16 protein-coding genes are annotated in these 13,525 nt (G+C 57.3%); 3 read left to right on the top strand and 13 right to left on the bottom strand.

Annotated elements, in window-relative coordinates:
• Window positions 1–54 precede the first annotated feature (54 nt).
• A complete protein-coding gene (locus ACR0DE_RS01265) occupies window positions 55–636 on the top strand; it encodes an XRE family transcriptional regulator (protein ID WP_170561599.1) in 582 nt (193 codons plus the stop codon).
• Window positions 637–650: 14 nt separating this feature from the next.
• Here the strand turns inward: ACR0DE_RS01265 and ACR0DE_RS01270 are convergent, their stop codons facing one another.
• The 3 genes from ACR0DE_RS01270 to ACR0DE_RS01280 are packed head-to-tail and all read right to left on the bottom strand — an operon-like array spanning window position 651 to window position 2,715.
• A complete protein-coding gene (locus ACR0DE_RS01270; RefSeq protein ID WP_170596216.1) occupies window positions 651–1,448 on the bottom strand; it encodes a metal ABC transporter permease in 798 nt (265 codons plus the stop codon).
• Complete coding sequence (locus tag ACR0DE_RS01275; RefSeq protein WP_480751250.1) at window positions 1,448–2,200, bottom strand: metal ABC transporter ATP-binding protein; 753 nt, start codon at window positions 2,198–2,200, stop codon at window positions 1,448–1,450. Before ACR0DE_RS01275 ends, ACR0DE_RS01270 begins: the two co-directional genes overlap by 1 nt.
• A gap of 2 nt (window positions 2,201–2,202) precedes the next feature.
• Entirely contained in the window at window positions 2,203–2,715 is a 513-nt protein-coding gene (locus ACR0DE_RS01280; protein WP_170801717.1) for a Fur family transcriptional regulator, read from the bottom strand.
• A 56-nt stretch (window positions 2,716–2,771) separates the two neighbouring features.
• Here ACR0DE_RS01280 and ACR0DE_RS01285 point away from each other — a divergent pair, with 56 nt between their 5' ends.
• Window positions 2,772–3,896, top strand: coding sequence for a zinc ABC transporter substrate-binding protein (locus ACR0DE_RS01285; RefSeq protein WP_480751256.1), 1,125 nt, complete (start codon window positions 2,772–2,774; stop codon window positions 3,894–3,896).
• A gap of 335 nt (window positions 3,897–4,231) precedes the next feature.
• Here the strand turns inward: ACR0DE_RS01285 and ACR0DE_RS01290 are convergent, their stop codons facing one another.
• The 3 genes from ACR0DE_RS01290 to ACR0DE_RS01300 all read right to left on the bottom strand — a co-directional run bounded on the left by ACR0DE_RS01290 (window position 4,232) and on the right by ACR0DE_RS01300 (window position 7,865).
• Window positions 4,232–4,630, bottom strand: a complete 399-nt coding sequence (locus tag ACR0DE_RS01290) for a 6TM ABC transporter family protein (RefSeq protein ID WP_170422901.1) — start codon at window positions 4,628–4,630, stop codon at window positions 4,232–4,234.
• Window positions 4,631–5,077: 447 nt separating this feature from the next.
• On the bottom strand, window positions 5,078–6,172 hold the full coding sequence (locus ACR0DE_RS01295) for a TolC family protein (protein WP_480751260.1): 1,095 nt from the start codon (window positions 6,170–6,172) through the stop codon (window positions 5,078–5,080).
• 499 nt (window positions 6,173–6,671) lie between these two features.
• Window positions 6,672–7,865, bottom strand: a complete 1,194-nt coding sequence (locus ACR0DE_RS01300; RefSeq protein ID WP_480751262.1) for an alpha-D-ribose 1-methylphosphonate 5-triphosphate diphosphatase — start codon at window positions 7,863–7,865, stop codon at window positions 6,672–6,674.
• Between ACR0DE_RS01300 and ACR0DE_RS01305 the strand changes: the two genes are divergently transcribed.
• Window positions 7,864–8,535, top strand: coding sequence for a DUF1045 domain-containing protein (locus ACR0DE_RS01305; protein ID WP_480751264.1), 672 nt, complete (start codon window positions 7,864–7,866; stop codon window positions 8,533–8,535). The two genes, ACR0DE_RS01300 and ACR0DE_RS01305, sit on opposite strands and share 2 nt — an antisense overlap.
• Here ACR0DE_RS01305 and phnN read toward each other — a convergent pair.
• Genes phnN through phnG form a run of 7 tightly spaced genes read right to left on the bottom strand, consistent with a single transcriptional unit; the run spans window position 8,511 to window position 13,467 of the window.
• Complete coding sequence (gene phnN, locus ACR0DE_RS01310; RefSeq protein WP_480751266.1) at window positions 8,511–9,062, bottom strand: phosphonate metabolism protein/1,5-bisphosphokinase (PRPP-forming) PhnN; 552 nt, start codon at window positions 9,060–9,062, stop codon at window positions 8,511–8,513. The two genes, ACR0DE_RS01305 and phnN, sit on opposite strands and share 25 nt — an antisense overlap.
• The gene (phnL, locus tag ACR0DE_RS01315) at window positions 9,059–9,742 is read right to left on the bottom strand and encodes a phosphonate C-P lyase system protein PhnL (protein WP_480751269.1); all 684 of its coding nucleotides are present in this window, start codon (window positions 9,740–9,742) and stop codon (window positions 9,059–9,061) included. Before phnL ends, phnN begins: the two co-directional genes overlap by 4 nt.
• A 3-nt stretch (window positions 9,743–9,745) precedes the next feature.
• Window positions 9,746–10,516, bottom strand: a complete 771-nt coding sequence (gene phnK / locus ACR0DE_RS01320; RefSeq protein ID WP_170394315.1) for a phosphonate C-P lyase system protein PhnK — start codon at window positions 10,514–10,516, stop codon at window positions 9,746–9,748.
• A complete protein-coding gene (locus ACR0DE_RS01325; RefSeq protein ID WP_170509531.1) occupies window positions 10,513–11,364 on the bottom strand; it encodes an alpha-D-ribose 1-methylphosphonate 5-phosphate C-P-lyase PhnJ in 852 nt (283 codons plus the stop codon). The genes phnK and ACR0DE_RS01325 overlap by 4 nt, the downstream gene beginning before the upstream one ends.
• On the bottom strand, window positions 11,361–12,449 hold the full coding sequence (locus tag ACR0DE_RS01330; protein ID WP_480751272.1) for a carbon-phosphorus lyase complex subunit: 1,089 nt from the start codon (window positions 12,447–12,449) through the stop codon (window positions 11,361–11,363). The genes ACR0DE_RS01325 and ACR0DE_RS01330 overlap by 4 nt, the downstream gene beginning before the upstream one ends.
• A complete protein-coding gene (gene phnH / locus ACR0DE_RS01335) occupies window positions 12,449–13,012 on the bottom strand; it encodes a phosphonate C-P lyase system protein PhnH (RefSeq protein ID WP_170394310.1) in 564 nt (187 codons plus the stop codon). Before phnH ends, ACR0DE_RS01330 begins: the two co-directional genes overlap by 1 nt.
• Window positions 13,012–13,467 carry a phosphonate C-P lyase system protein PhnG gene (gene phnG, locus ACR0DE_RS01340; protein ID WP_480751274.1) on the bottom strand — a complete coding sequence of 152 codons (456 nt, stop codon included), beginning with the start codon at window positions 13,465–13,467 and terminating at the stop codon, window positions 13,012–13,014. Before phnG ends, phnH begins: the two co-directional genes overlap by 1 nt.
• Window positions 13,468–13,525 lie beyond the last annotated feature (58 nt).

Raw genomic sequence — 13,525 nt, forward strand, 5'->3', positions numbered from 1 at the left:
TGCAATTCAGGCCACAGCTACTTTAACTGGAAGAAGGAATGTCAAAGCGGCCCGATGCAGGACAAGAAAACAGAACCAGAACTTGAGATCGGGCGCACCCTGCAGCGTTTGCGACAGGAACGTCAGCTCACGGTGACCGAACTTGCTGCGCAGTCAAAGGTTTCCGCGCCCATGATCAGCCGAATCGAAAATGGTCATGTTTCGCCGTCCCTTAGTACCTTGCACGCGTTGGCAGATGCACTATCTGTCTCTCTGATGGCGATGTTCAGCCATACCGACACGACCTCGGATGTGCATCACGTTCAGGCGGGAACCGGGTTGCCGTCGCGGCGTATCACACCAGACCATGCCCATGACTATCTACTGCTCGGCAAACATAGCGGGCCTAGCGGGTCATTCCAATCCGCACGCATCCGCATCTCAAAACAAGACCAACGCAAGTTGCCTAACTATCAGCACGAAGGCTACGTCTTCATCTACATGATTGAAGGCAGTGCCATCTATGGCTGTGGGACCGAAGAGTTCGAGATGTCAGAAGGTGACACGCTCAGCTTCGACGCCAAGCTCCCACATGGGGTGCGGGACATCCTGTCAGACGAAATTGAATTCGTGACCGTGTCGACGCGACCGCATTGATCTTCGCAGATGCCCTAGGTTCCGCGCCGCGTTTGCCATCCGATCAGGCTGAAACATGCAAACACTACTGCAGCAACACAAACAATGGATGGCCCTGCAGGCGTATCAAACATGTAAGCAGCCCGTAGCCCGGCGATTGCGGAGAATGCGCCAATCGCCGCCGCAATCAATGCCATCGCTTCCGGAGATCTGGCCAAACTGCGCGCAGCCGCCGCCGGGATGATCAGCATTGCAGCAATCAGTAGAACACCTACGACCTTTATCGCCACGGCCACTGTAACTGCCAGAGACAGCGTCAGGATCAACTGCTCTCGCTTGGGGTCAAAGCCGCTGGCATAGGCCAGCTCTTCATTCATGGTCGCTGTCAATAGCTGCGACCAGCGCCATACGATCAGGGCCACGACAAGCGCTGCGCCCCCCCAGATCACAACCAGATCGGTGCGTGACACCGCCAGAATATCACCGAAGAGATAGGCCATCAGGTCGATGCGAACACCGGACAGGAACGATACGGCGACTAGACCGAAGGCAAGTGCAGAATGTGCTAGAACACCCAGCAGTGTATCCATCGCGTAGCCACGTCCGGACAACAGTGTCACGGTAAGTGCCATTGCAAGCGCAACAGCTAGCGCCCCAGTAAAGACGGACAACTGAAACGTCAGCGACAAAGCGACACCCAAGATTGCCGCATGGGCGGTGGCATCCCCGAAATAGGCCATTCGACGCCAGACAACAAAACACCCCAGTGGTGCCGCAGCAAAAGCAACGCCAACACCTGCAAGCGTCGCGCGCGTCATGAAATCATCCAGCATTATTCTGCGGCTTCCTGAGAGGTTTCACAATGACCGTGATCGTGATCGTGATCATGGTCGTGATCATGGCGATAGAGGGCCAGTGCGCCTCCGGTACCCGTTCCGAACAGGGCCCGATATTCCGGGGCCGAGGCTACGACTGCGGGGGACCCTTGGCAGCACACATGACCATTGAGGCAGATCACCCTGTCCGACGCGCTCATGACCACGTGCAATTCATGGCTTATCATCAATATGGCGCATCCGGATTCACGCCGGACCTCTTCGATCTGACGATAAAACGCCGCAGACCCCGGTTGGTCGAGACCCTGAGTGGCTTCGTCCAAAAGCAGAACGTCGGGCCGATTGATCAACGCCCGCGCCAGCAAGACGCGCTGAAACTGTCCGCCTGACAATTGCGACATTTGGCGCTTTAGCAGATCCGGCACCCCAGCAGTTTCAAGCGCTTCTGTACATTGAAGCCTAGAGACACGATCCGTCAGACGCATGAATCTTTCCACTGATATCGGCAGGGTCGGATCAATGTGAAGTTTTTGGGGGACATACCCGATTTTTAGCCCAGGCTTCAGTGTAACCTTACCTTCCGCAGGCTTGGTCGCGCCGATAATGGCACGCAACAGGCTGGTCTTGCCCGATCCGTTTGGACCAACGATCGTGACGATTTCACCAGCCTCGATCGTCATACCGACATGGCGCAGAACGGTATTCGCGCCATAACGCACGCTGAGGTTCTCAACGGTGATCAGGGTCATGTCTACGCCTTCTCGGTGCAGTCTGGGCAGAGTCCCTCGGCTTCTACAACGGTTCGTTCGATTTCGAAACCCGCCGCGCGCGCGGCTGCGCCGAGGACGCCATTGGACGGTGCCGACTGAGCTTCGGCGACAGCGTCGCATTTTCTGCAGATCATGAAGGCCGGGGAATGGACCTCTCCGGGATGAGAGCAGGCCACAAAGGCGTTCAAACGTTCAATCTTATGGACGAACCCGTACTGGACCAGAAAATCCAGCGCGCGATAAGCCACCGGCGGCTGCGAGCCAAAACCGGCTTCGCGCAAACGATCAAGTATAGCGTAAGCCCCAAGCGACTTGTGATCTTGCAACAGCATTTCAAGAACTTTTCGCCGCACAGGGGTTAGCCGCAACCCTTCTTCCCTGCACCGAGCATCCGCTGTGGCCAACGCCGTTTCGACGCAATTCTTGTGATCATGCTCCTGAAATCCTACCGGCGCATCTTCACCAACCGAAATGGAGTGCATCTCACTTGTCATGTTATACCATATCATATATGCCGCTCGTAACGTTATAAAATCACACAGAGGGTCTGATGTCCAGAAAGCTGCTCCCACTATCGATTACCGCTGCATTGATGGGCGGAACCGCCATGGCGGATGCACCCAAGGTTGCGGTTGACATCGCACCCGTTCACTCACTCGTGGCCCGGGTGATGGAGGGGGTAGGAACGCCTGAATTGATAGTGCAGCCCGGTGCCTCGCCACACGAATACAAACTTCGTCCGTCAGAAGCAGCCGCACTGCAAGAGGCAGATCTGGTATTCTGGATTGGCGAGGACCTGACCCCGTGGATGGAAGGCGCTGTCGAGACGCTCAGCGACGGGGCGACTGTTACGGTGTTGCTTGAGTCGGACGGAACGGTTCTGCTCGATTTCCGTGAAAGTGCTTTGTTCGAAGCGCATGACCATGGCGACGACGAAGATCATGGGGATGACAATCATGACGATCACGACCATGCTGAGGATGATGGTCATGATCACGACGACCACGACGATCATGCAAAAGACGATGACCACGATCACGAGGATCATGCCGAGGACAAAGAGCATGATGATCATAATCATGACGAAGAGCATGCGGATGAGCATGACCACGATGATAATGAGGACCACGCCGGACATGACGACCATGAGGGCCACGCGCATGGCGAACATGATCCGCACGCCTGGCTCTCTCCGGTCAACGCAGAAATCTGGCTGAAAACGATCGCGGCGCAGCTTTCTTCGGCTGACCCAGACAACGCAGGTGCTTATTTTGCAAATGCGGCAGCTGCGCGTGAAGAAATGGCTGCTTTGTCTGCGGAAGTGGCCGAAACGCTGGCGCCGGTCAAAGGTGGCAGCTTCATCGTGTTCCACGATGCCTATCAATATTTCGAAGATGCCTTTGGCTTCCCGGCCTCGGGTGCAATTTCCCTCAGCGATGCGACCGATCCAAGCCCGGCAAGGATCGCCGAAATTCAGGGGCGTATCCGCGACGAAGGTGTGGATTGTGTCATGGCTGAACCCCAGTTCAACCCCGGAATTGTCGCAACCGTTCTCGACGGCACCGAAGCTAAAACCGGCATCATGGACCCGCTGGGATCTGATCTGGAACCCGGAGTAAATCTGTACCCGCAACTCATCCGCAATCTGGCCAAAACACTGTCTGAGTGCCTTTGACTCAATCAACAGCCTGGTTGGGAGTTGGTTCTGGCCAGGCTGAAATCAGACAGAGTTCTCCGCTCATCGTTCCAACAAAGTCATCAGTATTCGGCTACCGGCCTCTCTAAGCTGTCCAATTTGGCGGCTAAGCTGCCGGCGCAAGTCAATCATCGCCAGCGGACTTTCGATGCCGCGCTCGACCAGAGGTTGGATCACGCCAATCTATTCCTCCAGAAACGCCGCCTCCACACCTGTACGGTCGGGAAGATCAAATTCTTGTCCGGATATCTGAGCCTCAAGTCTCGCTCGCGACGCGATCGCAATCGCCTGTCGCGGCCTGCCAATCGCCTAGATCACGCCACGAATACGAACGGGAAGGGCAGATCGACCAAAGCAACCAGCGAGGCAGACGTAAAGAAATCCCTCACGACTTCAAAGTCCTGAAGGATCGAGGCCATGCGTCCATTCTGCCCGCCCCGGGCTTTCATTATAAGCGCCATCAACTGATTGAACAGCCGCTCGGTGATCTTCAGGTCCGCCCGTTTTCCCGCTGCATCGATGAACCGTGTCCGCAATTTCTTGATCAGGAAATCGAACAACAGTGCAAGGCCAACTCCGACGACCAGAGCCAGTAAGCTATCAACCACTTCGTTTGGCAGATTGGGGTCATGAACGACCATGGTGAACAGCGACGTCGTCGGCCCAAGCACACTTATCACCATCGCGGCCAACATATTCTGAATGTAGACCACGCGCAGATCGCTGAACGCAGACCAAAACCATTGGCCTTGCGGGGCAGAGCGGTCCTCGTCCGAACGGCGCGAGCATTATGCGCGCAATATCCTGCGCGTCTTGCGCAGTCGTGTTTCCTGTCGCCGCCAGATCTGAGGTTCGCTGAATCCGGTGCTGACATCGATCGCAAGAAAGCGTCGGTGTCTTCTCGATCCAGAACCACTAAAGGTTGAACATCTGGGGCAAACGCCAGGACCAGAAACAAGTACAGGTCCAGTTTGAGTAACCGCGCTTTCCCAAAACCTGACTGTAGCCCACCGCTTCCACTGCGCTGACGGCCTAGGCGACTTCATCGCCCTAGAACACCCGAAAGATATCCACCTCGGACAACCCAAGACCCAAATGCTCTGTCAGAAGTCGGAGGTGCGTATTCAGCGGGATAGTCGCAGTCGGGTTCATGACGGATATCACAAGGTTGGATCGGTCGGCTGTGCAACACCCAACGCGTCCAGGATATCGCCCGTGACCGCCAGCACGGCATATTCTGCACGACGTGCCTGGGCCTCAAGCTGGATCACCCGAACCTGCGCAAGATTCAACTCGCGCAACGCATCCAATATCTGTACCAGCGTGCTGCGCCCGATATCAAACTGTCCACGAGCTGCATCCAGCGCTTGCTCATTGATCTCGACAGCGCGCCGGGCTGTGGCGAGCCGTCGCTGGATTGAATTGGTCTCTTCCAAGGCCTGGGAGAGATTACGTTGCAACTCGCGCCGCAATTCTTCTTCATCAGCCCGGCTTTGTTGAAGATTCGCCCTTGCGGTTTCGACATTGGCGCGCGCGGATCCCCCTTGGTAAATCGGGACCGTTACACCCAATCGGGCCTGCACACCGTCGTCGATACTGCCCTGGTCGAAATCTGTCTCAAGAATCGCAGAGAGTGTTGGGCGGGTCGCTCGTTCGGCAACCACAACCTCTTGCGCACGCACTTGACTGAAGGCGACCTGAGTACGCAGACGCGGGCTGCGTGCAACCATTTGCTGCGAGGTGGCCGCTGCCAGAATGGGTGCGGGGGGGATGGTCGGAATTATATCGGGTCGCGTTCCGAAGACTTCGACCCATGTTGCCGTCGCCAGTTCCACATCCGTCTGAGCCTGCGCTAATTCTGTCTCGGCGTTAGACTTCCGCCCCTGCCCCGCCAGCAAATCTGCCACCGATCCGGCCCCGGCATCAAAACGGGACTGGAGGTCGCTGACCAAAACGTCCGTACGATCCAGATTCTGCTGGGCTTGTTCTTCGAGGCGGCGATTTCGATCCAGATCAATTATGGTCTCGATGGCCTCGAAGCTCAGCGCGCTCAGCTCTGACAATTCGTTTAACCAGGTCTGCCGGGCTTCAATCTGACGCAAACCCACACGACCCGAGACTTTGCCACCATCATAGATGATCTGGCTAAGCCGCAGGATCGGTACTGTATCCCCATCGGACGTCAGGGATGTCTCGGCCTCGATCTGCGGCAGGAACGCGCCTTGCTCGGCATCAATGCGGGATTTCGAAGCCAAAACGCTGGCGGCTCCGGCTGCGGTGGTGGGCGATGTCGCGACAGACCTTCGCACCAACTCAGCGAATTCAGTGCGTGCGACATTTCCCTTCAGATTATTCCCCCCCGATAAGGGAGCGGGGGCTGGTGTCGCCCCGGGATCAAAGGACTTGGTTCCCTGTAAATCCTGACTGCAGCCCGCCAAAATAATAGTGGCTATCACAACCGACAACCATGCCCTCATCCCGCTAAAGCTCCTGATTTCAACTCTGAGATAAGCAACAAATTTCCAGTCAGTTAATCGTGGAGCTTGCTGCCCGCATTTTGCGTTACAGGAGAAAGTGCGGTAAAAAAGTAACCATATTCTTTACGAGTTTAATGTTCTGGCACGACATCGGTTTATCAAGATGCGGGTCCAAAAAAATCAAGCGGAGCAAGGGCGCAGATCCCATCTGGTAATCCGCGAGCTTTCGGCCGCCAGCCATGTTCTGTTTGGCAAGTGCGATTCAACCAATCACAACTCATCCAACCTTGTTGCCTTGGCTCCAGACACCGCGCAAAACTGGTGTTTGACCCATGCGACGCACACGCAGAACGTCACCGCGCAGGCCAACATTCAGGATGCCACGGTCATCAAGACCAACAGCCGTCGCAGGATTACGTGTAACCGTGGCCACAGCACGAGGCAGGTCGTCCCAAACATTGGCAAGATGAAAAGCCGACAGCAGTAGCGCAGAGGGCACGTAGTCGGAAGACACAATTTCCAGAAGATCGGCCTTTGCAAGATCTTCAGCCGCGACATTGCCGGAATGCGAGCCGCCACGGATCAGATTCGGGGCACCCATCATGACGGCGATGTTGCGGGTACGGCAGGCCTCGGCCGCCTCGAACGTGGTTGGGAACTCGGCGAAAGTCACACCATTTTCGGACGATTTTTCGACATGCTGCGCCGTGGTATCGTCATGGCTGGCCAGCGCGGCGCCAAGACGGGCGGCCTCGATCACTGCACCGGCTTCGTGCTTTTCTCCGAAACGTTGCTGCAGACCACGCAGGTTCTCGACATGTGCAACGAAATCGGCGTCGGTCATACCGCGCTTTTTGGCGACATAGGTCTTCAATGCACTCAGATCGCTGAATTGGCGTTGACCCGGCGTGTGGTCCATCAGACTGACAATGCCAACCCTGTCTTCCGGCCCGAAGGTCGCCAATTCCTCAAGCAGTGTCTCCGAGCAGATCTCGGCCCGCAGGTGAAGGAAATGGCTGATCTTGAAATAGCCTGCGGCGCGCGCCGACAACAGTTCGTCCGCCAGTTTGCGGGCATAGTCGATGTAACGGCCCTTGCCGCTGTGAATGGAACCTACTCGCATGGCGTCGAACACAGTTGTGATTCCGGTCGAAGCCAGCTCGCTATCATGCGCGATCAGGGCCGGAAGATGAGGCCAGTCCACTTCCGGGCGAGGCTCGATATGACGTTCGATATTGTCGGTGTGCAGCTCGACCAGTCCCGGAAGGATGTAATCACCTGCACAATCGACCGCGCCGGTCGGAACATGATCCCCTTCGGTGATCTCGGAAATGATGCCCTGTTCGATTGTCACCGAACCGGTTACTACCCGATCGGGCATCACAAGCTGGGCATTCGCAAGGCACAGATTATCTGACATATCGCTGTCACAAGCCTTTGCCAAAGAGGGCGCGGGAAAAGGGGAATTCATGTCATACTCTCGATTTGCAATCTACTACGTGCCGCCCGAAGGACCATTGGAACAGTTCGGCGCGCGCTGGCTGGGATGGGATGTCGTGCAGGGCTGCGAGGTGCCTCAGCCCGATCTGCCCGATTTGCATGACGTTACGATGACACCGCGCAAATACGGCTTTCACGGAACGCTGAAACCACCCTTTCATCTTGCCGGAGGTTATTCGCTTGAAGCCCTGAAAGCGGCGGCGTCTGAGATGGCCGCTGGCCTGGCGCCTTCGAGCTGTGAAGGGCTGAGTCTGACGAGGCTGGGCCGGTTTCTCGCTTTGACCCCACAGGGCGATGTGAGCGGCTTGCAAAGAATTGCTGCGGCCTGTGTACGTGAGCTTGACCCGTTTCGCGCCCCAACCAATGAGGCTGAACTTGAGCGTCGGCGCGGTGCAAGGTTGAGCCCACGTCAAGACGCACTGTTGATCGAGTGGGGTTATCCCTATGTGATGGACGAGTTTCGGTTTCACATGACGCTGACGGGTCGGCTGCCGAATGGCGATATTCCTGTATGGACCGAGGCGCTGCGCCGCCATTTGCCAGCCTTGCCCGAGCCCTTCGTCATCGACCAAATTGCCTTGTGCGGCGAGCGCATTGATGGGCGTTTCGAGCTTATTCATCGGTACGCGCTCGCCGGTTGAAGGACCCCTGCGGCGCGCGCAACCGTCTCGGCCAGTGGGCCATCGTTGGAAATGGTGATAACGTCCAACCCATCGGGCAAGGGTTTTTCTGCCTGAGCAAGCCGATTTGCAATCTCGCTATCGCTTTCTCGGCCGCGAGACGCCAAACGCCGTGCAAGAGTTTCCGGCTTCGCCGTGATATTCAGGACAATGAAGCGTGGGAAATTTTCTTCGGCCTCGAGCAGAGCTTTGCGCGAGAAATTTGCCAGACAGTCTGCGCCATCACTCAGCCGATCTTTGACGGCAACCGGTATCCCGTAGCAAAGCCCATGAGCAACCCAATGCACCGCAAAGGCACCATTCGCTGCCATTTCTTCAAACTCGGCGATTTCGACGGTGTCATAGTCCTCCCCGCCCAACTCTGGTGCCCGGGTGATGACGCGGCGCACCAAATGCAAATCGGGCAACAAGTCACAAAGCCCTAGCATCACACTGTCTTTGCCAGCCCCCGACGGGCCAACCACAGCGATGAGGCGACCCCGGGTCATGCAGCGACCTCGGGTGAAAACTGACTGGCGTTGATTTCGCGATCACAAACGCGCGCCCTAGCCGCTTCGTCGTGAAAGATGCCGATGATTGCAGTACCACGCGCTTTTGCCTCTTCGATGAGCCTTAGAACAACCTCGCGATTGGCCGCATCCAGACTGGCAGTCGGCTCATCCAACAGCATCGCGGGATAAGAATGGGCGAACCCGCGTGCGATGTTGACACGCTGCTGTTCACCACCCGAGAAGGTAGTCGGTGAAAGGGTCCAGAGCCGCTCAGGAATGTTCAGTTGCCGCAACAGAGCTTCAGCCCGCGCCTTCGCGTCAGCAGCGGAAATGCCCACAGCCCGCAAGGGCTCGGCCACGACATCGACGGTGGGCACGCGCGGAACCACGCGAAGAAACTGGCTGACATAGCCCAGAACCTCGCGGCGCAGGGCGATAACTGTCCGAGGCTCTGCCTGCACGATATCCACATCACCGATGCGAATTTCTCCGCTTCGGGCCAGATAGTTGCCATAGATCATACGCATGAGGGTGGACTTGCCCGCCCCCGACGCGCCCGTCAGCGCCACGCATTCGCCCGGAGAGACCGAGAAGGATACATCGCTCAGCACCTCGATCACGGCCGCACCTTGATTATGGAGAGTGAAAGTCTTTGAGACGTTGTTAAGCTCAATCATTGCTCACACCTGCAAAACGGAACTGACAAGAAGTTGGCTATAGGCGTGTTGCGGGTCATCCAGCACTTGATCGGTCAGGCCTGCCTCGACCACGCGGCCCGATTTCATCACCATCAACCGATCTGCCAGCAGGCGCACCACGGCCAGATCATGCGTGACGATGATCGCCGACAAGCCCATGTCGCGAACTAACCCGCGCAACAAGTCGAGCAACCGCGCCTGAACGGACACGTCCAGACCGCCCGTTGGCTCATCCATAAACACCAGCCGAGGACCGGTCACGAGGTTTCGTGCAATCTGCAGGCGTTGCTGCATCCCGCCCGAAAAGGTCGTCGGGCGATCATCCACGCGGGAGGCATCGATCTCAACTCGTTGAAGCCAATCCGTGGCCTTGTCACGTATGTCGCCATAGTGACGCTCTCCAACGGCCATCAGCCGTTCACCTACATTCCCACCGGCACTGACGCCCATGCGCAACCCGTCGCGCGCATGTTGGTGGACAAATGCCCAATCGGTGCGGCTCAGCATCCGGCGCTCGGGCTCGGACATCGTTACCGTGTCCTGCGGACCTTTTGCGCGGGTGTCGAACACAACCTCTCCGGCATCCGGGGTCAGATGCCCGGCCATGCAATTCAGCAGTGTCGACTTACCTGACCCGCTTTCGCCAACGATCCCCATGACCTCACCGGGATAGAGGTCGAATGACACATCGGCACAGCCGATATTTGGGCCATAGCGCTTTGTGATGTCCCGAACAGACAGCAAAGGTGTCATGCGGCGTCCTTTCCTTTGTGACCCGCCGCCTGGCGCGCCTCGCAATAGTCGGTATCCGAGCAGACGAACATCCGCCCACCCGCGTCATCGATGATTACCTCGTCCAGATAGCTGTCTTCGGCACCGCACAAGCCGCAGGCTTGGTCGGCCTTGGACGCCTCAAACGGATGATCCTCAAAATCCAGTGAGACAACCTGCGTGTAGGGTGGCAGCGCGTAGATCCGTTGTTCACGCCCAGCTCCGAACAGCTGGATCGCAGCCATATCACCAAGCTTTGGGTTATCGAATTTCGGGATTGGCGACGGGTCCATTACATAGCGGCCTTCGACCTTCACCGGGTAAGCATACGACGTCGCGATATGCCCGTGACGACTGATATCTTCGTACAGCTTCACATGCATCAGCCCGTATTCCTCAAGGCTGTGCATCTTGCGGGTTTCGCTCTCTCGCGGTTCCAGAAAGCGCAACGGCTCAGGGATAGGCACCTGATAGACAAGGATCTGACCTTCTTGCAGCGGCTCCTCGGGAATCCGGTGGCGGGTCTGAATCACGGAGGCGTCGCTTGTCGTTGTGGTTGTTTCAACCCCCGCAGTGCGTTCAAAGAAGGTGCGGATCGAGACCGCGTTTGTGGTATCGTCCGAGCCCTGATCGATCACCTTGAACGTGTCATCCGGGGTCAACACAGCGGCCGAGACCTGCACACCGCCCGTACCCCAGCCATACGGCATAGGCATTTCGCGCGAGGCAAACGGCACCTGATAGCCCGGGATCGCCAGACTTTTCAGAATTGCACGGCGGATCATCCGCTTGGTCTGCTCGTCCAGATAAGCAAAGTTATAGGCGTTCATTCCGCAGCCTCCTGCACCTGATCCGCGCCAGCCTCGCGGCGTAGTTTGCGCACCAGTTCCAGTTCAGACTGGAAGTCGACGTAATGCGGCAGCTTGATATGCTCTAGAAACCCCGTCGCCTGTATGTTGTCCGCGTGATAGAGGACAAACTCGGCATCCTGAGCAGGTGCGCCGACATTGTCCTCACCCAGTTCCTCCCACCGAAGTGCGCGGTCGACCAGAGCCATCGAGATCGCTTTGCGCTCAGTCTGACCAAACACAAGCCCATAACCTCGGGTGAATTGCGGCGGCTCGGTTTTGGAGCCCTTGAACTGGTTAACCGTTTCACATTCGGTCAGAACGACCTCACCGATTTCGATGGCAAAGCCGAGTTCAGGGATCTCCATTTCAACCGGTACGGACCCGATCCGAAGCTCACCAACAAAGGCGTGATTGCGCGCGTATCCGCGCTGTGTGGAATACGCCAGACCGAGGGTGAAACCCTCATCCGCGCGGGTCAGCGCCTGAAGGCGCAGGGCGCGATCGGCGGTCATTTCAAGCGGCTCGCGGGTCAGATCAGGTGGCGGCGTATCGTCATGCGGCGCTTCCTCGATCAGGCCTTCGCGATTGAGGAAATCCGTGACATGCGGCACTTCACCCAGTTCAGCTTCGCGCGCTGGGGCTTTGGGCACCTCACCATCAGCAGCCAGTTTGAAATCCAGTAAGCGATGAGTGTAGTCGAAGGTCGGCCCAAGCACCTGCCCGCCCGGCAAATCCTTGAAGGTTGCCGAAATGCGCCGGTCGCAAGCCATTGCCCCGGTATCAACAGGCTCGGATGCGCCAAAGCGTGGCAACGTCGTGCGATAGGCGCGGATCAGGAAGATCGCCTCGATCAGATCGCCGCGCGCCTGCTTTATCGCAAGCGCGGCCAGATCCGGATCGAACAACGAGCCTTCGGCCATGACACGATTGACCGCCAGGCTCAGCTGTTCGCGGATTTGCGCGATGCTCAGTTCCGCCACATCGGTATCACCACGGCGTTCTTCGGCAAGCCAAGTGTGGGCATTTTCAATCGCACGCTCGCCACCTTTTACTGCGACATACATCAGGACACCTCGGTCGTTCTTGGCAAAGCCGCTAGGCGGTTGCCATTCGTGAAGATGAAGTCGAGCCCCAGTGGATATAGCGTCTGATTATGCTGAAACGCCTCAAGCTCGGGCAATGAAAGCGCGGCTTTATCCTTGATTCCCGGACCTGTCAGAGTCGCCCCTGAAGCGATGAGTTCGGGGCATTCCATGATCAACGTGGCAGAACGATCCGGATATTCAGACGTCCCGATCGGGTATGCGTTCAATGGTCCCAGATCCGACCACGCACCAATGGCAAACATACAATGCGACGGGCCGGTCAGCGGTGCGCCGGTGTGGAATGCAAGCCAGCTGCGTACGGCGTCACAATCTAGCGCACCTGCCAGATAAACGGGCGTCTCAGTGTCGCAAAGCGTCAACAACACCGCACCCGCTGCTGGTGACATTGGGGCCGGAGGAACTGCGCCAGAAATCTCTTGCACGGTACCGGGACGCGCCATTGCTTCCATCACGCTGCGAAAGGCGTGAGCAGATTGGATCGCGGGATCCTTGAAACCGCCGATCAGGGCTTCTGACTGCATCAATCCTCTCCTCGTACCATGGTGAAGAAATCAACCTTAGTGGCTGCGGCTTTGGAGGCACGCGCGGCCTTTGCATTGGTCAGCTCATCTCGCAAAGGGGTCAGCACTTTTGTGCGCAACAGATCAGACACATCTGTCTGCATCAGTGCATCAACCAGCGCGGCGACTTCGGCATCTTCTTTCCGACGGCCTTGTATATAGGCATGCCCGACTTCGCCCGTGCCCAGCATCAGCGCACAGCGTGTTACCGTCATTTCGCCCAGATTGAAGGGCGCACCAGTCCCACCTGCGCGAGCCCGAACCATGGTGCTGCCAATCTCAGGAGCACGCAGCCATGTGAAGCCGGGGCGAGGCATCGCTGCATCCAACAGGGCGGCCACGCGTCCCTCCGGCGCTTTGGCCAGCAGGCTCATCCAAGCCTTCCGGTCCGCGTTTTCATCAAAAGTGTCTTTCATCTCGACAACTTTTCCATATACTATACAACTATACACATCTTATCATATTTGCCGCCGT

The organism is Ruegeria sp. C10 (assembly GCF_056537805.1).